Source organism: Jiangella asiatica, from assembly GCF_004349065.1.
GTDB classification, from domain to species: Bacteria; Actinomycetota; Actinomycetes; order Jiangellales; family Jiangellaceae; genus Jiangella; species Jiangella asiatica.
In genome coordinates this window covers 42378-63419 of sequence record NZ_SMKZ01000039.1, presented here as the reverse complement: position 1 = coordinate 63419, position 21042 = coordinate 42378, and the positions used below count along the sequence as shown (strand labels likewise).

The 21042-nt window shown below is 71.6% G+C and carries 18 protein-coding genes; 4 read left to right on the top strand and 14 right to left on the bottom strand.

Annotated features, from left to right (window positions below; translation table 11 throughout):
- The 4 genes from E1269_RS22745 to E1269_RS22735 form a co-directional block, all read left to right on the top strand.
- Positions 1-633: sensor histidine kinase (locus tag E1269_RS22745; RefSeq protein WP_239000999.1), on the top strand; the 633-nt coding region annotated here is incomplete at its 5' end.
- A complete protein-coding gene (locus tag E1269_RS22740) occupies positions 630-1841 on the top strand; it encodes a sensor histidine kinase (protein ID WP_203433990.1) in 1212 nt (403 codons plus the stop codon). The genes E1269_RS22745 and E1269_RS22740, both read left to right, overlap by 4 nt.
- Positions 1842-1875: 34 nt before the next feature.
- Entirely contained in the window at positions 1876-2040 is a 165-nt protein-coding gene (locus tag E1269_RS32465) for a hypothetical protein (RefSeq protein ID WP_162606580.1), read from the top strand.
- Positions 2007-2303, top strand: coding sequence for an MFS transporter (locus E1269_RS22735; RefSeq protein WP_162606579.1), 297 nt, complete (start codon positions 2007-2009; stop codon positions 2301-2303). Before E1269_RS32465 ends, E1269_RS22735 begins: the two co-directional genes overlap by 34 nt.
- Here the strand turns inward: E1269_RS22735 and E1269_RS22730 are convergent.
- From E1269_RS22730 to E1269_RS22665, 14 genes are all read right to left on the bottom strand, one after another.
- Entirely contained in the window at positions 2269-3387 is a 1119-nt protein-coding gene (locus E1269_RS22730; protein WP_239001000.1) for a lysylphosphatidylglycerol synthase domain-containing protein, read from the bottom strand. The genes E1269_RS22735 and E1269_RS22730 overlap by 35 nt on opposite strands.
- 427 nt (positions 3388-3814) lie before the next feature.
- Positions 3815-5086 (bottom strand): Ig-like domain-containing protein, encoded by a 1272-nt coding sequence (locus E1269_RS22725; protein ID WP_131898828.1) that lies wholly within the window; start codon positions 5084-5086, stop codon positions 3815-3817.
- Positions 5083-7023, bottom strand: coding sequence for a Stk1 family PASTA domain-containing Ser/Thr kinase (pknB, locus tag E1269_RS22720; protein WP_162606577.1), 1941 nt, complete (start codon positions 7021-7023; stop codon positions 5083-5085). Before pknB ends, E1269_RS22725 begins: the two co-directional genes overlap by 4 nt.
- A gap of 5 nt (positions 7024-7028) precedes the next feature.
- On the bottom strand, positions 7029-7742 hold the full coding sequence (locus E1269_RS22715) for a lytic transglycosylase domain-containing protein (protein WP_203433989.1): 714 nt from the start codon (positions 7740-7742) through the stop codon (positions 7029-7031).
- Entirely contained in the window at positions 7739-8596 is an 858-nt protein-coding gene (locus E1269_RS22710; RefSeq protein WP_131898824.1) for a phosphate ABC transporter ATP-binding protein, read from the bottom strand. The genes E1269_RS22715 and E1269_RS22710 overlap by 4 nt, the downstream gene beginning before the upstream one ends.
- 26 nt (positions 8597-8622) lie before the next feature.
- Positions 8623-9735 carry a sortase gene (locus E1269_RS22705; protein WP_203433988.1) on the bottom strand — a complete coding sequence of 371 codons (1113 nt, stop codon included), beginning with the start codon at positions 9733-9735 and terminating at the stop codon, positions 8623-8625.
- A 29-nt stretch (positions 9736-9764) separates the two neighbouring features.
- A complete protein-coding gene (locus E1269_RS22700; protein ID WP_131898822.1) occupies positions 9765-9971 on the bottom strand; it encodes a hypothetical protein in 207 nt (68 codons plus the stop codon).
- 19 nt (positions 9972-9990) lie between these two features.
- Complete coding sequence (locus tag E1269_RS22695) at positions 9991-11709, bottom strand: Ig-like domain-containing protein (protein ID WP_162606576.1); 1719 nt, start codon at positions 11707-11709, stop codon at positions 9991-9993.
- Between the two features lie 112 nt (positions 11710-11821).
- Positions 11822-12964, bottom strand: a complete 1143-nt coding sequence (locus tag E1269_RS22690; RefSeq protein ID WP_131898818.1) for a type 2 periplasmic-binding domain-containing protein — start codon at positions 12962-12964, stop codon at positions 11822-11824.
- Positions 12965-13117: 153 nt separating this feature from the next.
- A complete protein-coding gene (locus tag E1269_RS32460; protein ID WP_162606575.1) occupies positions 13118-15793 on the bottom strand; it encodes a hypothetical protein in 2676 nt (891 codons plus the stop codon).
- A complete protein-coding gene (gene pstS / locus E1269_RS22680; protein WP_131898817.1) occupies positions 15790-17625 on the bottom strand; it encodes a phosphate ABC transporter substrate-binding protein PstS in 1836 nt (611 codons plus the stop codon). The genes E1269_RS32460 and pstS overlap by 4 nt, the downstream gene beginning before the upstream one ends.
- Positions 17622-18875 (bottom strand): phosphate ABC transporter permease PstA, encoded by a 1254-nt coding sequence (gene pstA / locus E1269_RS22675; protein ID WP_203433987.1) that lies wholly within the window; start codon positions 18873-18875, stop codon positions 17622-17624. The genes pstS and pstA overlap by 4 nt, the downstream gene beginning before the upstream one ends.
- Before the next feature lie 9 nt (positions 18876-18884).
- Positions 18885-19910 carry a phosphate ABC transporter permease subunit PstC gene (pstC, locus tag E1269_RS22670; RefSeq protein ID WP_131898815.1) on the bottom strand — a complete coding sequence of 342 codons (1026 nt, stop codon included), beginning with the start codon at positions 19908-19910 and terminating at the stop codon, positions 18885-18887.
- A 227-nt stretch (positions 19911-20137) separates the two neighbouring features.
- The gene (locus E1269_RS22665; RefSeq protein WP_131898813.1) at positions 20138-20995 is read right to left on the bottom strand and encodes a glycerophosphodiester phosphodiesterase; all 858 of its coding nucleotides are present in this window, start codon (positions 20993-20995) and stop codon (positions 20138-20140) included.
- Between the last annotated feature and the right edge of the window lie 47 nt (positions 20996-21042).

Below are 21042 nucleotides of genomic sequence, written 5' to 3'. Positions count from 1 at the left end.
GAGGAGCTCAGCCGCAGCCGCGAGGCCGTCGTCCAGGCCGAGGCGGACACGCTGCGACGGGTCGAGCGCGACATCCACGACGGCCCGCAGCAGCGGCTGGTCCGCCTCACCATGGACCTCGAGTCCGCGCAGCGCCGCTTCGACGACGACCCCGAGGCCGCCCGCCCGCTGCTGGAGGGCGCCGTCACCCAGACCAAGGAGGCGCTGGAGGAGCTGCGGGCGGTGTCCCGCGGCATCGCACCGCCCATCCTCACCGACCGCGGCCTGGCCGCCGCGCTCGCCGCCGCCGGCGCCCGCTGCCCGGTACCAACCACCCTCGACGTCGTCGCCGACCGGCTCCCCGCGTCGATCGAGAACGCCGCCTACTTCGTCGTGACCGAGTCGCTCACCAACGTCGCCAAGCACAGCGGCGCGTCGCAGTGCGCGGTCTCCGTCCTGCGGGTCGGCGACACCCTGCACGTCCAGGTGACCGACGACGGACGAGGCGGCGCCCACCTCGGCAAGGGCCACGGCCTGGCCGGACTCGCCGACCGCCTCGCCGGCGTCGACGGACGCCTCGACATCGCCAGCCCTCCCGGCAGCGGCACCACCATCAGCGCCGAACTCCCGATTCCGACCCTGAGCACGACGTGACCACCGAGCAGGACCTCGCCACCGACGCCGACCGCCCGGGCGCCAGCCCGCGGCAGACCATGCGCGACCTCGGCTACCTGCTGCCCGGCCTGCCGATCGCCATCGCCGGTTTCGTCGCGATGATCACCGGCCTGGTGCTGGGCATCGGGCTGGCGGTCCTCGCCTTCGTCGGCTTCGCCATCCTGGCCGGCACCCTGCTGCTGGCCAGGCGGTTCGCCGCCATCGAGCGAAAGCGGGTCGGCTGGATGGAGCGTCGCCCGATCGGCCCGGTGTACTACACGTCCACGCGACGGCGCGGCCTGTCGCACGTCGTGGAGTACCTGCGCGACCGGCAGTCGTGGCGCGACTGGGGATTCTGCGTGCTCATCCTGCCGGTCCGGGTGTTCACCTGGTCCGCGACCATCGTCTGGCTCGGTTTCACGATCGGGATGACGCCGCTCATCGTGCTCGCGTGGGTCATCGCCGGCGGCGGTGGCTTCCGCGGCCTCCCGCTGCTCCTGGCACATGTGCTGCGCGGGCTGGCCACGCTCGAGGCGTCGCTGGCGAGAGGGCTGCTGACGAACGAGACGGCGACGCTGCGGGCCCGCGCGGAGGAGCTCAGCCGCAGCCGCGAGGCCGTCGTCCAGGCCGAGGCGGACACGCTGCGACGGGTCGAGCGCGACATCCACGACGGCCCGCAGCAGCGGCTGGTCCGCCTCACCATGGACCTCGAGTCCGCGCAGCGCCGCTTCGACGACGACCCCGAGGCCGCCCGCCCGCTGCTGGAGGGCGCCGTCACCCAGACCAAGGAGGCGCTGGAGGAGCTGCGGGCGGTGTCCCGCGGCATCGCACCGCCCATCCTCACCGACCGCGGCCTGGCCGCCGCGCTCGCCGCCGCCGGCGCCCGCTGCCCGGTACCAACCACCCTCGACGTCGTCGCCGACCGGCTCCCCGCGTCGATCGAGAACGCCGCCTACTTCGTCGTGACCGAGTCGCTCACCAACGTCGCCAAGCACAGCGGCGCGTCGCAGTGCGCGGTCTCCGTCCTGCGGGTCGGCGACACCCTGCACGTCCAGGTGACCGACGACGGACGAGGCGGCGCCCACCTCGGCAAGGGCCACGGCCTGGCCGGACTCGCCGACCGCCTCGCCGGCGTCGACGGACGCCTCGACATCGCCAGCCCTCCCGGCAGCGGCACCACCATCAGCGCCGAACTCCCGATCCTTTGATCACGCGGGGCGGGTAGGGCGCAGACCTTCGAGCATGACGTCGAACAGGCGGTCCAGCATCGGCACCGCGCTGATGTCCACCGTCCGCCTGCTGCTCACCCGGCTGAGCGTCGAGAGTGGCTACGCGACCGGCCTGCTCGTCCCGATGCTGATCATGGGCTCGGCATGGGCCTGGCGTTCTCACCGCTCAACGTCGTGATCACGACCAGCGTCCCGCCCGCCGACACCGGCGCCGCGGGTGGTGTGCTGCAGACGATGCAACAGGCCGGCGGCACGCTCGGGCTGGCGATCCTGGTGACGGTGTTCGGTACGGCCAGCCGGGACGCGGCCGCCGCGGGCGCCGCCGGCCACGACGTCGTGATGGCCGCCATGACCGACGCGTTCATGGCGTCGGCGGTGATCGCGGCGCTGGCGTTCGCGGTGGCGCTCAGCTTCCGTCGGGTCGCGAGGGCGCCGGAATGACGGGGTCGGGCTCCGGCGCGGCCACGGCCTCGACGACAGGGCCAGGCCCGGCCGCGACGTTCCCGACACACCGCGCGGCCCGCCGGGTCAACCAGGCCGCGCCCATCGCCGTCGCCGTCACCACGGGCGCCAGCAGGATCACCGCCCGGAACAGCAACACCGCCGGCAGCGCCTCGCCAACCCCGGCGCCGGCCAGCATCAACGCGCCCACCAGCGCCGTCTCGGCCGAGCCGATGCCGGCCGGGGTGGGCATGGCGGCCGCCAGCGCGGTGCCGGCGAGGTATGCGGCCATGCCGACGCCGAGGTTCACCGGCACGCCGAGGCCGGTCGCCGCGGCGGCGAACCCCGCGGCCAGGCACAGCGTGGACACCAGCTGGGCGCCGACGGCGGCCAACGCCATCACTGGCCGGGCCCGGACGACGGCGACCATGTCGCGCACCGCCGAACGCAGCCGCGCGATCCGGCCGCCTACCGCGTCGGACTCCGGCGGCCGACGGCGCAGGCGCCACCGAGGGCTCCAGCGTCCCTCGCGCACGGCGCGGGCGATGCGGATGGCGATCAGCCGGACCCCGATGGCCAGCACGATCAGCGCCACCACGGCCGCGAGGACGCCGTACCAGCCTTCACGCAGCCAGGCGAGCCCGAGCAGCAGGCCAGCGCCGTGTGCCAGCCCGCCGGCGGCCGCCCACAGCGCGACCACGCCCGCGGCCACCGTCGTCGTCGCGCCGCCGCGGTGCAGGGCGGCGACGAACACGCCGGCCGCGCCGACGCCGGCGGGCACCACGCGGTTGGCCACCGTGCCGCCCACGTGCGCCGTCGCCGTACCGGTCCAGTCGAGGTAGCCGGCGCAGATGACCCGCTTGCCGGCCACCGACGACAGCGTCGCCAGGACCCAGCACATCGCGACCATCAGGGGCACGAGCGGGCTGCGCTCCATCGCGGCGGTCAGATTGGGCACCGCCACCGGAACGACCAGCAGCCCGACCGCGGTCAACCCGGCCACGATGGCCAGCAGAGCAACGACCCGGCGGGCGCTGCTGAAAGGTGCGCTCCGCCGGGCCGCCGGCTCCTGCTTGGGTTCCATCACGCCCCCATGGTGACTGATGGACCCGTCCTCTGTCTTGTGTGGAGACGTACAGAAGGTGACGATCGCCCGGCTGCACGGCCGAAATCGTCGCTCGGAGTGCCGGTCCGCGGCGTGCACGACGATTTCGACGGTGGAGCGCGGATTCACGCTATGAGCCGGCCGTCCTGGCCGATGGACGGGTCGTCCGTTGGCCACCAGGCGACGGGCTCCCTCCGGGGCCGGTTCGCCACGAGCACCCGGCCGAACCGGCCAGCTTGTCACGACCGCGCGGGATCGTGCTCGGGCTGGAGGACACGTCCCGACTATCGCCCGCACCCGACGCCGTCGAAAACCCCGGTCGCGATCTGTGGACAACAGGCGGCGCCGGACGGTCCACATCGTCGCTGGCGGGCCCGATCGGCGCTCCAACGGACGATGTCGACCGTCAAGCGGCCGCGGCGTCCAGGCGGCGCAGCCAGGTGAAGCCGGTGTTGTCGCCGACGCAGGTCTGCAGGATGACGTCGCACCGCTCGCCGCAGGTCCACTGCGACGCCGGTCCGAGCTCGCCGGCCCGGCCGGGCGCGATGACCCGGTCGACCACTTCGTAGAGTCCGGCCTGCTCGCCGGTGAGCTCGACGTAGGCGCCCATGGGCAACTCGTTCCACCAGGCGTTGCCGTGGTAGTCGTGGCCGACGACGAAGACGCCCGCGCTCACGGACGTGTAGTGGCAGCCGACACCGGGCAGCAGCGCGTCGACGTCGGCCTGCGTCGCGCACCGGCTGACCGGGATCGTCGCCGCCGCGATGGCCGTCACCGTGACAGGGTCGCTGGTCACCGGCAGGTACCGGGTCCCGCCGGGGTAGACCGCGCGGTACTCCCTCGTCGCCGGTGGCGTCACCGCGGTTGCGGCGACGCCGTCGGAGCCGGTCGTCACGGTGGTCACCGTCACCCACGACCCGTCCCGCAGCTCCTGGACCTGCAGGTCGCCGATGATCGGCACGTCGTCGGCATTGCGCCAGGTCACCGCGACGTCGACGGCGTCGCCGGCCGGTACGCTCTGCGGCGTCGCGGTGACGGTGACGGCGGACTCGAGCCGGGTCTCCGCGATGACGGCGACCTCGGCGGAGACCTGCGGGTCGAGCTCGTCGCTGCCGCGGAACGCCAGCCGGTAGACGGCCGACGCGGCCACGGTGACGCTCGTGCTGGCGCGGCCGACCTCGGTGGTCAGCTCGGCCACCGGCACCCAGGTGGCGCCCTCGGCGCGCTGCAGCTCGACGACGCCGTCCAAGCCGTAGCCCTCGGCGTCGACCCAGGTCGCGGTGAACATTTCCGTCGTGCCCGGATCGGTCAGCCCGGGCGCGGTGAGGTAGAGCTGCGACGTGCGCGGCGCCGGCGGCTGGGCCGGCGACGACGGCGTACCCGCCGGCTCGCCCGGCGTTGCCGCCGGCGCTGGTGCGGCGGTCGGTGCCGCCGACGGTCGCTGCTCACCCGGCGCGCCGTCCACCGCGTCCGACGACGCCGGCGCGTCGCTCGCCGCTGGTGGCTGCGTCAACGGCTCCGGCACCGGCGCGGCCGGAGCCTCCGCCGTCAGCACCTCCACCGGCTCGACCGCGCCCGGACCGGGAGGCGGCTCCGGGTTCTGGCCAGCGGTGAGGTAGAAGCCGACGGCCGCGGCGGCCGCCAGGAGCACCAGCACGGCGCTGAGTCCACGGCTCATGTGAGGTCACCTCCGGGCGGGGCGGACGGGTCGCCGACATCGGACCAGTCGGTCGGCTCGGACGGGTTGGTCTCGGGCGGCGCGATCGACGGACCGGTGGGCGTGGGTGTCGGGCTGGGCCCGGTCGGCTCCGGCGTCGACGGCGACGGGTCCGGCTCGCCGCCGGGGTCAGCGGTCGGCGACGCGCCGGTCGCCACGACAAGCGTCACGGTCGAACCCAGCCGCAGGCTCGCCCCGGCCGCGGGCTGGACGGCCAGCACGGTTCCGGCGGGCTCGTCGCTCTCGGCCGGTGTCTCGGCGACCTGGAACCCAGCGTCCTGGATGCCGGCCCGGGCCACGCCGACGTCCTGGCCGACGACGGCGGGGACCACCTGGTTGCCGCTGGCCAGGGTGAGGGTCACGACGGCGCCCGGCTGCACGCTCGCGCCCACGGCGGGCCCGCTGACCAGGACGGTGTCGGCGGGCCGGGCCGAGTCCCGGCGCCGCAGTTCGCCGAGGACCAGCCCGGTCCGGTCCAGCAGGTCGCGGGCCTCGGCAAGGGTGGCGCCCTCCAACTGCGGCACCGCGACGACCGGCGCCGCCTCGGGGCCGCCGGAGACGAGCAGGAGCACGGCGGTGTCGGCCGGCACCGACCGGCCGGCGGCCGGGTCGGTCCGTATCACCTGGCCGGCCGGGACCGAGTCGTGTGGCTCGGTGCGGATGCTGCCGTCGCGCATCCCGGCCGCGTCGAGCGTCTGCCGGGCCGCCTGGGCGGTCTGGCCGGTCACGTCCGGAACGGTCACCGTCGCCAACGGTTCCTCCCCCCGGCCGGCCAGCAGCCAGAGCACCAGGGCCACGACCCCGGCCAGCGCGGTCAGGACCAGCGTCACCGACCATGCCCCCGAGCGCTCCGCACCGGACGGCGGCGGCGCCCACGGCTCCACCAGCGGCTGCGCGGGCACGATGCGCGGCGGCTCGTACCGGCGGCGCTCGGCCACCCGGCGCGCCTCGGGGACCGGCACGAACGCCGTCGTCGTCGAGACCCGCGGGATCACCGTCGTCCGGCCGTCATCGGCGCCGAGGCCGTCCGCGACCTGGCGAACCTCGGCACGCATCGCCGCGGCCGACGCGGGCCGCGCCGATGGCTCCTTGGCCAGCGCCGACGCGAGCAGAGCATCGACAGCGGCGGGGACCTCCGGACGGCGCTGCGAGGCCGCCGGCACCGGCGCGGTCACGTGCATCGTCGCCACCTCGCCCACCGTCGCCGCCAGGTAGGGGGGCGCGCCAGTGACCAGCGCGAACAGCAGGCAACCGGTGGAGTACAGGTCGCTGCGGTGATCGGCGGGCAAGCCCTGGGCCTGTTCCGGCGACACGTAGGCGACGCTGCCGCGCACGACGTCGGCGCGAGCATCGTCCGGGGCGGTCGCCGGCGCCACGGCCAGGCCGAAGTCGAGGACCTTCACCGTGCCGTCGTCGGTGATCATCACGTTGCCGGGGCTGATGTCGCGGTGCACGATCCCGTGCCGATGGGCATGCTCGAGCGCGGCCAGCACCTCACCGGTCACGTGGAGGGCGGTGCGCAGGTCGGCCGGACCGTCGGCCATCACCTCGCGCAGCGTCCGGCCGCGCACCCGCTCCATCGCGATCCACGCGAGGGGCGCCGCGCCCGCCTCGCCCACGACGTCGTCAGCGCCCACGTCGTGGACGACGACGATGCCGGGGTGGGTGAGCATCGCCGCTGCCGCCGCCTCGACCTGGAACTCGGCCTGTGCGCCGGCGTCGGCGGCCAGGTCCGGGCGCAGCACCTTGATCGCGACCGGCCGGCCCAGCCGCGTGTCGCGGCCGGCGTACACCGTCGCGAACCCACCCGCGCCCAGCTGCTCGCCCAGCTCGTACCGGCCGCCGAGGACGGTGCCGCGCGGTACGGCCGGCCGGCGGGCGAGGTCGTCGACGGTCACGCGTGTCACCCCTTGCTGGCCCGCGCGTAGTCGTTCGCGGTGTCGAGGACCGTGGTCGCGTACTCGGCAGAGCGGTTGTACGAGAGCACCGCCTGCCGCCAGTTCGTGCCATCGCTGAGGTCGCCGCCGCTGGCACACAGGTACCGGCCCGCGGCCAGCGCCACGTCGTCGAGGTTGTGCACGTCGGCGCGACCGTCGCCGTTGCCGTCGGCGGACCACTGCCGCCAGGTCGACGGGATGAACTGCATCGGGCCGACGGCGCGGTCCCAGGCGTCGTCGCCGTCCAGCTCGCCGTCGTCACTGTCCTCGATGGCCGCGACGCCTTCGCTGCCGTCGAGTGGAATCCCGGTGATCGGCTCGGCGGTGCGCCCGTCGGGCTCGACGTGGGTGCCGCCGTACGTGCCGTGCGCGGACTCGACGGCGCCGATGGCGGCCAGCGTCGGCCAGCCCAGCCGGCAGCCGGGCTGCTCGGCGTCCAGCCGCAGGGTGGCGGCGGCGTAGGCGACGAGGGCGCGGCCGGGGATGCCGGTGCGCTCGGCCACGGCGTCGGCCCACACCGGCGAGACCGTCGTCGGGTCGTCCGGGCGATCCCCGACCGGGGCCGGCGGCAGCGGCGCCGCTGGCTGCGGCCCGGGCACGGCGCGGGACATGACGGCCACCGCGCCGGCGACGGCGAGCACCGCCAGCATCGCGAGCGCGGTCGGGGCGCGCCCGCTCACCCGAACCGCCCGTGCACGTAGTCGCTGGTCCGCTCGTCCTGCGGGTTCTCGAACATGACCGACGTGGGACCGTGCTCGACGATGACACCCGGTGTGCTGTGCGAGGCGAGGAAGAACGCGCACCGGTCGGAGACGCGGGCGGCCTGCTGCATGTTGTGCGTGACGATGACGATGGTCACCTCGGACACCAGCTCGGCGATGGTCTCCTCGATGCGCCGCGTCGACGTGGGGTCCAGCGCGGAGCACGGCTCGTCCATGAGCAGCACCCGCGGCTTGATGGCGAGCGACCGGGCGATGCACAGGCGCTGCTGCTGCCCACCGGACAAGGCGCCGCCGGGCTGGCGGATGCGGTCGCGGACCTCCTTCCACAGCCCCGCCTTGGTCAGGCAGGACTCCACCAGGTCGTCCTTCTCCCGGCGCGACGCCCGCAGGCCGGTCAGCTTGAGCCCGGCCACGACGTTGTCGTAGATCGACATCGCCGGGAACGGATTCGGCTTCTGGAACACCATCCCGATCTGGCGGCGGGCGTCGGTCAGGCGGCGGTTCGCCGCGTAGATGTCCTGCCCGTCCAGCAGTACCTCACCGGCCAGCGACGCCGAGGGGATCAGCTCGTGCATGCGGTTGAGGATCCGCAGGAACGTGGACTTGCCGCACCCGGACGGGCCGATCAGCGCCGTCACCTCACCCGCGTGCATGGTCAGCGACACCCGGTCGAGCACCTTGTGCGTGCCGAACCAGGCCGAGATCGACCGCGCGTCCAGTCCGGCCAGGGTCGACCGGTCGCTCGCCGACGCGCCGTTCGTCGACGGGCCCGCGGCCGGGAGGGTGGTGGTGTGGTCGGTCACAGCGCTCATGGATCGTGTCCCTCACTCGTGGTGTGTCACAGCAGGTTGGGGAGCAGCCGGGCTATCTGGTCGGCGGTGGTCAGGCCTATCGCGGCCAGGACCGGGATGCCGACCACCCAGGCCTGCCATCGGCCCAGCCGCAGGCGCGTCCAGACGACCCCGGCCACCGCCAGCACCAGCGCCTCGCCGAGCAGCACCAGCGGGTACCAGGCCCCGTCGTCGGCGGCCATGGTCTGCTCGGCCTCGGACAGGCTGGCCGAGCCGAGCACTCGGGGCGGCGCCGGATGCGGATCGGAGACCAGCTCGGCGTCGACCCGGAGCACGCCCGACGGCATCAACGGCCGCCCGTCGGCGGTCACCAGTGTCAGCCGGCCCTCGCCGTCCTCGGCCGGCGGCAGCAGCGGGTCGCCTTCGCGGCGGACGCCGATCACCCGGTACAGGTGCTCGCCCTGCCCGGTGACGACGGTGATCTGGTCGCCGGGCTGCAGCGTGTGGATGCGGCCGAACGGCCCGCCGTAGGTGGTCTGCCGGCCCATGATCACGCTGGTGCCCTCCTGGCCGGGCAGCACGGTGTCGCGCCGGTGTCCGGGCCCGGAACGCATCACGTCGGACGTGGTGCCCTCGAAGACCACCTCGGAGAGGCCGAGCGCGGGGATCTCCAGCACCGCCACTGGGGTGCCGAGAGCCATCAGCCGGTCCGGCTCCTCCTCGTCCTGCTCCTCCCCGACGGGGCCCGGCTCGGGCAGCTCCGGGGGCGCAAGCTGGCCCACCGGCGCCACCGCGTTGGCGAGGTCGGCCCGGAAGTCCGCGTACGCCGTCTGCTGGTCGCGGGTGTGCTGGAGCTGCGACAGCAGCACGACGTGCACGATGAAGCCCAGCAGCACGACGGCCAGGATCTGCAGCGCCACCGCCGGCACGTAGGTACTGGCGGCGGGTATGCGGGTGCGCTTGCGCTGGCCTCCCTTCGCCGGCGACGGCGTGCCACCGCGCCCGCCGCTCTCTCCGCCCCCGGGCGGGTCACCGGGGACGGAGGGCGGCGGCGCGGCGACCGGCGGCACGCGCTCGCGCTCCGGCGCGCCGCCGCGGACCGATCCGGGGTCGGCCGGCTCGGTCCGGTCGGTGGTGCCTGGCGGCAGCAGTGTGGTCATTCACAGCTCTTTCGACGTGCCGGTCACGGTCAGCCGTTGGGGTAGGCCCGCAGCGAGGTATCGCCGCAGTCGTCGATCTGGGCGAAGCCGAACAGCTCGATCGTGCTCACCGTGCCGTCCGGGGTGTCGGTCACCGAGAGCGGTTCGGCCTGGGCGGGACAGCCCAGGCCGCCAGCCAGCAGCGCGGCGGTGGCCAGCCCGAGGGCCGCGGCCCGCCTCAGTGACGTGGTCTTCATCTCCGCCGTCCCGGCCCGATCAGGTCGTCGACTGGTCGTCGAAGGTCAGCAGCTCGTCGCGCTTGCTGCGGCGGACGAAGCCGTAGCCGGCGCTCACGGCGGCCAGACCGAGCAGGATGGCCGGGCCGATGAGGAACACACCGGTCTGCGCGAGGCTCCCGGACGGGTTGCTCGCACCGCCGACTGCGCCGCCGCTCGCCGTACCGTCGGCGGTTCCGTCGGCGGACCCGTCGACCGCGCCGGTCTCGTCGCCGCCGTCCTCGGTCCCGTCCTCGGTGCCATCGTCGGTCCCGTCCTCGGTGCCGTCCTCCTCGCCGTCCTCGCCTGCCATCTGGAACTCCCAGGTGAGCGTCTGGTCGGCGCCGACGAAGTCCAGCTGGTGCTGACCCGGTTCGAGGTTGCTGGCGGTGAACTCGGTCGTGGCCGCCCCTTCGTCGTCAGCGGCCACCGTGCCGAGCTCCTGGGGCGCCTCGCTGGTGGGGTCGAGGGCGATGGTGACCTCTTCCTCGGCCTGGAAGCCGGGTGCGGTCAGGGTCACGACCTGCCCGTCCTGCAGCTCCGGGTTCTCACCCAGCTCGTTGCCGTCGGCGTCCACAGCGACCACGTGCGGACCCGCCTCGCCTACGGTGTAGATCACCGGCGTCGACGTGGACGAGGTGAACGCCTCGGGGTCGTCGGGGGTGAATGACGCGGTCAGGGAGAGCTGGCCCTCGCGCAGCTCGGTCGTGGTCAGCACCGCGACACCCTCCTCGACCGGGATGGGCTCCCCGATCGCGTCGGTACCGACGCGGAACTGCACGTCACCGACGGCCGCGGACGGATCGATCTCAGCTGTCAGCGTGACCTCGGTGCCCGGGTCCACCGGGCTGTCCGGTGCCACCGTCAAGGTGGTCGTCGTGGACTCCGCCTCGGGTGCCACCACCGTCAGCGGAACACCGACGCCCGTCGTGGCGGACGGCTCGAACGCGTCCGGGTCGTCCGGTGTGAACGCCGCCGTCAGGACGTAATCTCCGGCCGCCAGGTCGCTCCAGGTGAGCGTGGCGGTGCCGTCCTCGACGTCGGCGTCGCCCAGCGACAGCGGCTCATCCTGGTTGTCGGGGTTCGCGTCGAAGAACTCGACCGAGCCCTCGGCCTCCGCCGGCTCCATGGTCGCCGTGATCTCGACGTCGGCGCCGGCCGGGACGGAGGTGACCGGCTCGCCGTCGGCCGCGACCTCGATCTCGATCGCCGTCGTCTCGGCGGTCCGCGGCTCCGGAGTGATCCACCAATGCGTGGCGTTGAACGTCAGCCAGGCCGAGAAGGACGGGATCGCGTTCGTGTCCGACGGCGAGAATCCCGAATAGCAGAACGCGAGGATCTCGTAGGCGCCGATAGCGGTCGGCACTGTCGACGGCGTCCAGCCCAGCGTGTTGAAGGGGCTTCCATTGATACTTCTCGCGAATTGGCCCCCTAAGCCGCCGTTTCCGGCAATGGTGCGGTCGGCCGGATCCCGGATCACCCATGCCGACATGTTCGGCGACTCCGCCGGACACTGCCCGTCCGGAATGAGCGTCGCCCAACTGCCGATGCTGGTGCTAGGCCTCGTGTCGGTTTCCGGAGTGGCGGTCATGGTCGGCAGCGGGTCCTGCTGCGCCTGCGCCGACACTGTCGCGCCGGTGATGACGATGGCCGTCACCAGCACCAGTGCCGCAGCTATCGCCCACCAGGCACTGAGCCGGGTGGCCATCCTGCTCGTCATCGAAAGCTCCTTCGAGGGGTCGGGGTGTATGGCGGATCGGGTACGGCCGGATGGCCGGGCGCGCTGTGAACGCGCCCGGCCACGCGGTGGTGACGTCATCTGACGGGGATGGTCAGCCGACGACGTTGGGGTAGGCCCGCAGCGAGGTGTCGCCGCAGTTGTCGATCTGGGCGAACCCGTACAGCTCGATCGTGCTGACCGTGCCGTCCGGGGTGTCGGTCAGCGAGGTGCACACCTCCGACGTGTTGCCCTCGAAGGCCACTTCGACGAGGACGTCGGCGCCGTCACCGATGACGGGGTTGCTGACGTCCGTGGTCGCAGCGCCGACGTCGGCCGAGGCGACGATGTTGTAGACCTGGCGGGTGACCGGGAAGTTCTCGTTCAGGATCTGGTCACCGGAGACCGGGTGCGCGACGGTGGGGTCGACGCCGTCGATGGACATGAGCTCGGCGTTGTGCCGCCGGTCCGGGGCCACGCCGTTGGACTGCGCGATGTACTGGGCGATGGAGAACGGCGCGATGGCGTCGAGGTTGGTCTCGAGCACCGTGCCGTCGTGCTCCTGCACCGGCTGACCGTCGAGGGTGTCGTGCACCCACGCCGGCGGGTTGATCGCGTCGATCTCCATGGTGCTGGCCCAGAACGCACGGGTACCCGAACCGGACTGCGGGATGAGCAGGGTGATGTTCTCGTCCGGCGTGTAGGTGACACCGCCCACGGTGACCGAGCCACCATCGCGGTACATCGTCTGCAGCTGCGCCAGCGTGAAGCTCTGCGGCAGCGGGCTGTTCGGACCGGTGGCGTAGGTCACCGCGTCCAGCGCGAACGCCACGTACGCCAGGTCACCGGCCGGGCTGATCTGGGCGTCCGGCGGCGGGCTGGACGAGCGGGCCCAGTCGAAGGTGTCCGAACCCACCGGCACCGGGTTCGTCGCCCACGACGTGGTCACGTTCTCGCCCAGGGATCGGCGCAGGGCGTCGCGGCCCTCGCTGGAGCCGTTCGGCCGGGTCACCGTGTTGCCCTTGACCGTGATGTCGTCGTGCACGACGCCGCCGACGGTGGCGTGCCACGACTCCATCAGGCCGCCGGACTCGACCGCGATGCCCTGCATCACGTCCATCGTCGTGTCCGAACCGGCACCCGGCAGGCTGCCGGCCGGCGGCGGGTCGGCCTGAGCCGGCATGCTGAGCGCGCCGAGCGCCAGCACACCGGCTCCCAGCCCGAAAGCTGCGGTCTTCCCGAAGGCATTGACCTTCATGTGTGTCCCCTTTCAGGACTCGGGAAGTTTGGACCCTCCTGTTTGGAGGTGACTTCAGTCTTCACGACTACATTGAGACAATCTATAGATATGGAGTAAAGATCCATCTGTCTTCTTGTCGTCATTCAGTAAACGCACGGTGACGGGCGCTGACTATGCGTGGCGGGGCCCCAGCTTCAGCAGGGCAGGACCGGCCGTCGCCCCCAGCAGGCCGACGATCAGGACGACGAGCAGGGCGTACTGCATTGGGCCGACCGGTTCCCCGGGCGTGCTCTGGGCGACCGGATTGCCGGCGTCCTCGACCGCGGGCGGCACGCCGTCGTCGGTGCCGCTGCCCGCCGCTCCGTCAGCGGGCGGGAGAGCGGCGTCATCGTCGGCCGCCTCATCGCCGCCCGGCGAGATGGCGGCGGGGTTCGGTGCCTCGGAGCCACCCCCAGGCAGGCCGTCCTCGGCCGCCGTTCCGTCCGGTCCGCCGCCGGACTCGTCACCACCGTCGTCGCCGCCGTCGTCCGCGCCGCCCTCGTCGCCTCCACCCGTCGAACCCTCGTCACCCGGGTCCTCGTCCTCACCCGCTCCGGGCGGGATCAGACGGGGTGGTTCGTTCCGCTCGCCCTCTGTCACCAGGTCCTCGGCGACGGCCAGCGTCTGCGCGCGCAGCTCCTCGCTCAGCGGGACATAGCCGAGCGGCAGCTGGCCCGCCGCCAGCCCCGGCGTCTGGCCCGGACCGGCCGCATAGGTGAGGAAGGCCGAGTAGTCGGCCAGCGCCTCCTCGTCCTGCTCCTCGCGGACGGCCGCATACGTCACCATGGCGAGCGGATAGGCTTCGGGATCGTCGGTCTCGGGATCGATCTGCATCACGCCGTCCACCTCGGTTGACACCATGGCCTCGACACCCGCGGTCAGGCCGGCATCGGTCGGCGCGACGAACTCGCCGGCGGCGTTGCGCAGGCTAGCCACCGGGAGGCCGTACCGCTCGGCCGACGCGGTGTCGGTGACGGCCAGCTGCCACCGTTGACCCGGCTGCTGCCGCTCGGTCTCCGCCCACCAACCCGTACCACCCGTGGGGTTGGAGGCAGTGGGATCCCAGCCCGTCTTGGACCCGCTCCGCCCGGCCCTGGCCTGTGCCGCGGCATCCGCGAACCGGGTCGCGTACGGAAGCAGGTCCAGCGAGCAGTACCCGGGTTCCGGGACGGTCTCGTTGTCGCGATAACACGTCTGCACATCACGCGGGACGGTGTCCGGAGCTGCCGACTCGTCGAGTCCGAGTTCCTGGATGTACGGGTTGACCACCATGCCGTGCTCGTCCGGCTCACCGGAGAGCCACGCGACCGCCTCGTCGTCGGACAGCACCCAGCGCCACAGTTCGCGCAGCGCGTCGGCCGGGTTCGGACCCGGCACCCACAGCACGTTGCCGCCTGGAAACCCAAGCGACTTGGCCGGCGCATCGGGGTTGAGCTCCTGGAATTCGGGATCGCGACTGATGTCCGAAGGATTGTCCATCGCCCATACGGGCCGTTCGGCCTCGGGGAGCCCGTCGAACGCTTCGTACCCGCCGGGCACGTCGACCCGGTAGCTCTGGGTGAGCAGCTTCGCCACCAGCCGCGGGGTGAGCCTGAGATCGCGGACGACGGTGCCGTCGCGCTGTTCGATGTTGAACGCGATGGCCACACCGGACGCGGCCACCGGCGCGTGCAGCACCGGCGGGCCCGTCTCACCCGTCACGACCGGCGCGTACGTGAACGCCATCCCGGGCGCCACCGGGCTGTCCAGCGCCACCTGCCGACGACCTTCGGCGTCCGATGTCGGAATGTACGAGTAAGACGCACCGTCGTCGGCGCACAGCCCCGGTTGCCATGACGAGATGGCCTCGGCCATCAGCTCCGACCCCACGGTCGCCCGCTGCGCGGCACCCACTGGGCAGGTCCCGTCCACCGGCGCGAAATCGAGACGGACCTGCATCCGCTGGCTCCACAGGGTCGGGGTCAGCGGCGCCCCGTTGGCCCAGTTCAGAGGCTGCGTCCCCGCCACGACCGGAGTCCCGTCGAGCTGATGGACGCCGTGGGGCACGATGACCAGCCAGCAGTCCCGTCCGTCGACAGATCCGTCCGTGCCTTCCACCGGGCTTCCGCATCCGAGATGGGGCGCGTCGAACGCGTCGTGGACGGCGAAGATGGCCTCACCGCCACCGGCGTCGTTCGTCCGGGCGGCCCGCACCTCGTTGGTGGTCCACCGGTCGAAGACGGTGCCGAGGTCGTTGTAATAGATCAACTCCTCGTCGACAGGTCGGAACGGCACGGACGGATCCGCGAGATCGGGGTCGTCGTAGTGCGCCGGCGCCTCCGCACGCAGTGGGTCGTCGCTGTGCACCCTGCGGTCACCAACCGTCGACTCGAGTCCACCGACCGACAGTCCGAACGCGCCCCACACGCAGTTCTCCGGCAGGGGGCCGGTCTCCTCGTCGCCCCAGCACTGCATCATCTGCAGGAAGTTGCCGGCGTAGAACGACGAGGAGCCCGGTGTCGGGTCCCAGCCCGACCAGGTGACATCCAGCCCTTGCGACCGGATGTCCTCGGTCTGCGAGACGGTGACCTCCAGGCCGTCGAAGTCGTCGTACAGGTAGTGGTCCGGATCGCGCTCCTCGACCACCGTCGAGTTGTCGGCGCCGGTGACGCCGTCCGACCAACTCAGCGTCACCGCCGAGGCGGTCAGGTCACTCTCGGCGGCGCCGGCCGGCTGGGCGGCCGGTTCGTAGGCCAGTAGACCCACGCCGGCGATGAGCGCCAGCGCGGCCGACACCGCTCTGATCCGCAGGGCGGGCGAGATGATCATGACGTCCTCCCAGAGGATTCGTGACGGTTCCCGAGGACCCGGGATATGACAGGCGGGCAGATCACCACGCCGAGTAGCAGTGCACCGGCCAGCACCATCAGGGAATGCTGGAAGCTCCAGCCCGACGATGCCTGGAGCGAGACCGGTACGGCCGCCACGTTCTGGCTGCCGCCGTCCGTGCCCGTCCCGTCGCCGCCGACGATCTCGCCGGTCTCCGGGTCGATGATCGGTGCTCCGGTGTCGGTTCCCGCGTCCGTGCCGGTGTCGGTCCCGGTGTCGGTTCCGGACGCCGTGCCTGTGTCGGTTCCTGTGTCGGTTCCGGCGTCGGTGCCGCTGGCGGTGCCGGTATCGGTTCCGGTGTCCGTGCCGCTCGCGGTTCCGCCGCCATCCGTGCCGCTGGCCGTTCCGCCGTCGGTCCCACCACCGCCGTCGGTCCCACCACCACCGTCGCCGCCGTCGGTTCCGCCGCCGTCGGTTCCGCCGCCGCCTTCGTCACCGCCACCGCCGCCGGGCGGGTTCGGCGGCGTCGGGTCGTCGTCACCACCGGTGCCGGTGCTGCATTGGGTCGGGCCGACCGCGTCGCAGGCCGGCGGCTGCGGCGCATTGATGACCAGCGTGTTGGTGCCGTCCGGCCAGAACGTAGGGTTGTTGCACCCGGCGATGTCGATGTTCTGCGCCTGGACGCCGGGAATCTTGCGCACCTGGTCGAAGCCGGCCTGGACCAGGTTGATCGGCAACGGTGAGTAGCCCAGGGGCCCGGCCAGTTGTTGGCCCTCGCACAGGAAGTAGTAGGCGAACGAACCCAGCGTGTGGCCCTTGTCTTCGGAGAACCCGCTCTCGAGCTCCGTGGGCAGGATCATGTAGGAGTAGGAAGACAGCGGATACGCCCGTGGGTCCTGGTTGCGGTAGACGTTGTCGAGGTTCTGCGTCAGGTAGTCAGCCGAGGCGGGATTGTTGTTGATCTGAGCTCCGAGCAGGCCCACCGCGACGGCATAATCCGTCGGTTCGATGTAGTAGTCCGAGGCGTTGCGCACCTTCGCCACCGGGAAGCCCGACTGCAGCGCGTAGGAGTACTCCACATAGGTGATGGCACCCTCCGCGCGTGCCACGTAGCCGGCCACGCCGTTGGACGTGGCCTGGCCGATGAAACCCAAGCCGGGCAGGGTCGGGTAGCTGGAGGTCTGCGTGCACGGGTCCATGCCCGCCTGGTCGCAGAAGGCGCCCCAGATGTTCGGGTGCTGGTCGAGCATCCACGCCGTGAACTGCGCCGACGTACCGGAACCGTCGGAGCGGACCACGGGAACGATCCGGATGGCCGGGAGCGTCAGCTGCGGGTTGTCGGCGGCGATGGCCGGGTCGTTCCAGTGCGTGATCTGGCCGGTGAAGATGTTCGCGATGACGTCTCCTGACAGCCGGAGGTTGGTCACCCGCTGGCCGCCGATCGACAGGTTGTACATGAACGCCGTGCCACCAGCCACGATCGGCATGTACGCGTAGCCACGGCTCGGGGGCTCGTCGACCACGTTGCCGTCGCGCAGACCGTACGGGATCTCCGACACGGCGAAGTCGACCGTGCCCTCCTTGAACTGGGTGCGGCCCTGGGACGAGCCGTTCGCCGAGAAGTTGATACGCATGCCCTGTTGTTCGACGTTGGCTCGCCAGGCGTCGACGGCGTTGGAACTCCAGGTGGACCCGGAACCCGAGACCCGGACGAAGCTCGCCGCCGATGCCTCCCGCGCGGCGCCGGTGATCACGGCCTGTGCGATCAGCGCGATAGCCAGGAGGCCGCCGACCCAACGCAGTACTGTCCAGCGCGGAGATGTCGGGGTCATCGGGTGTTTCCTTCCTCGTTCGTCGCGAACCGTGGCCGCGCGGCCTCGCGGGATCGGAACCGTTCCGCGTCGCGGCGTGACGCCAGGACTCGGCGGTGCTGTTGACGACGGGTGAGCTGGCCCGGCCCGCGGCCACCGATCGCCCGGCCCAGCGCGAAGAGCAGCAGCACCAGCACCATGAGCACCGCCGCGGTGCCGAAACCGCGAGCGATCATGTCCGGCTGTGGGTTCTTGACCAGCTCGAAGACAAGCAGCGGCAGCGATACCATCGGGCCGCTCAGCGGGTCGAGATTGATCGCCGCCGTGTAGCCGGCGGTCAGCAGCACCGGCGACGTCTCACCGATGCCACGCGCGGTGCCCAGGATGATCGACGTCATGAGCCCCGAGCGCGCGGTCGGCAAGGTGACGTGCCAGACCGTGCGCCACTGCCCGGCGCCGACCGCGTACGACGCCTCCTTCAGCGTGCCGGGCACCAGCCGCAGGACCACGTCGGAGGCCCGGATGACGATGGGCAACATCATGACGGTGATGGCGAGGCCCGCCGCCAGGCCGGACTGGTCGAACCCGAGCGCCATGATCCAGGTGGCGTAGATGAAGAGCCCGGCGATGATGGACGGCAACGCTGTCATCGCCTCGGAAACGGTGCGGACCAGCCGGCTGAACCGCCCGGGAATCTCGTTGAGGAACACCGCGCAGACGATGCCCAGCGGGATGGTGATGGCCAGCGCGATCGAGATCATGATCAGCGTGCCCGCGATGCCGTGGATGATGCCGCCCAGGTCAAGAGGATCGAGCGGCCCGGTGACGCGCAGGTCCTCGACGTAGAAGTTCAGGTAGGGCAGTGCCTCGAGCCCGCGGCCGATGGCGTAGAGCACCACGAAGACCAGGCCGCCGCCCATCAGCAGCGCGAGCCCGTGAATCGCCACCGCCGCCACCTTGTCCCGAACGGCGGGGCCGTTCTCGTCCAGCGAGACGAGGAGCGCGTAGATGGCGAGGAACAGCATGTACACGATGACGACGAATCCGATGGCGCCATCGAACGGCAGCAACTGGGTGAAGAGCAGGAAGGTGATCGCCAGCGCGGCGGCCGCCGCGCCGACGAGGGCGAAGATGTCCGATGTCCGGAGCATCACCAGGCTGCGACGGGGCTCCTCCGGGCTCCCCGGCGGAACCGGCGGCGGCAGCGTCGTGCCGCCGGTGGTCGGTTCGTCGGTGCTGACACCCGGCGTGCGGAGGTCCACGGCAGTCATCGTCGTCTCCTATGCGTCGCTCACGGCGCCGGAACGCGATCGGGCGATGATCGACGAGGCGGCGAAGTTGACCACCAGCGTCATCAGGAACAGGGCGAGGCCAGCAGCCATCAGCGCGGACAGTTCGAACTGCGACGACTCGCCATAGCGCAGGGCGATCAACGACGACACCGAACTGGTGCCGCTCTCGAGGATGCGTGGCTGGATCACGAACACCGGCGAGATGACCAGGTAGACGCCGATGGTCTCGCCGAGTGCCCGGCCTAGGCCGAGCATCGTGCCGCCGATCATGCCGCCCTTGCCGTAGGGCAGCACGACCGAGCGGATCATCCCCCACTTGGTCGCGCCGAGCGCATACGCGCCTTCGCGTTCGCCAGCCGGTGCCTGCGAGAACACCTCACGCATCACCGAGCAGGTGATGGGCGTGACCATCATCGCGACGACGATGCCGGCGATCAGCGTGGACGCGGTGTACACGGTCTCCGTGGCCAGCGGGTCGCGCGGGTCGGTGCCCTCGACGGAGAGGAATGGGATCCAGCCGAACCACGTGGAGATCCACCGCGAGAGTCCGAGGATGTTCCACTGCAGGAAGAACGCGCCCCACAAGCCGTAGACGACACTCGGCACGGCCGCCATCAGGTCGACCATGCTGATCAGGGTCCGCTTGATCCTGGCTGGCGCGTACTCGGAGATGTAGAGGGCAGTGCCTACGGCCAGCGGGACGGCGATGGCGATAGCCACCAGGGCGATCAGGATCGTACCGACCAGCACCGCCGCGATGCCGAACTCGCCGCCGTCGGGTTCCCACGCCTCGGTGGTCACGAACGACCAGCCGGCCTCCCGCAGAGCCTGCAGCGCACGGAAGGTGAGGAACACGCCGATCAGCGACATGACCGCGAGAACGGCGAAGCCGCCACCCCTGGAGATTCCCCGGAACACGCGGTCGGTCGGACCGATGGCCGCCTTCAACGTGCGTGGCGCGTCCTCGGCGACCTGGCCCTCGGGCTCGACACGCGTCGTGGTCGTGGTGGACATCAGCCACTGGCCTCCGTCGCTCGCGCACCCTGCACTGCCGCATCCTCGCCGAGTAGATTGTCATTACTTGAATCGCCTTGATGCATCATGTCCACATTGCCACGATGTAGCGATCCGCCCAACGGGGCAGGCAGTGAACGCTCGGTGAACCATCGCGGCGATCAGTCCGAAACGTGAGCCGTCGCCCCAACTCGGGGCAACGGCCCACGCGGCATCGTTTCGCCAGCTCAGTCGAGGACGTCGTCCAGCAGCGCCGGGAATGCGGTCACGATGCCGTCGACGTCGAATGCGGCATAGTCGGCCATGTGGTCCGCGGTGTTGACGGTGTGCACGCTGATGCCGAGGTCCAGCTCGTGGGCCCGGTCGATCAGAGCCTGGTCGGTCGACAGGTACTGCGCGCTGACGCTGTCAGCCCACTCGCTGACCGCGACGAGCTGAGCGTCGGACGGACGTGAGTTGTACACCACGCCGACCGGCACGTACGGCAGTGCATCGTGGAACGTCTGCGCCGAGGTCGCGTTGACCGAGTGAACGGCCAAGGTCTCGTAGGCGAGGGCACGGATCAGGTACCGGTAGTTCGACCTGAGCTGGTCCGCGAGGTCGGCCTCGATCCCCGGGTAGAGTTGGGGGTTCGCGAGGTCGATGACGAGCCCGTGGTGGTAACCCACCTCGTCGATCACTTCGTCGAGGGTCGGGACCGGCTCGCCCGCGAACTCCGGCCCGAACCACGAACCCGCGTCGAGCTGCCGGATCTCAGCCAAGGTGAAGTCCCTGACGAGCCACGGCGAGCGGTCGGGGAACACCTCTTCGACGTTCGTCGTGCGAGCCAGACCGAGGTCCTGGATCACGACGAGCTCGCCGTCGGAGGTGCGCTGAACCTCGACCTCGACGACGTCCGCATCCTGGTCGAGAGCGAGGTCGACGGCGGCGAGGGTGTTCTCCGGCGCCGCACCGGACGCGCCGTGGTGAGCGATGTTGTCCGGCTCGTGGTAGCCGCCCGCCTGGGCCGGCGTGACGACGACGGCGGTGCCCACGGCCACGACCGCGGACGTGACGAGAGCGCGCTTGAGCAGGGAACTTGGCATGTCAGTGCCTTTCGGGCCGAGGAGCTCTGATAGGTCAGAGCCTCCCG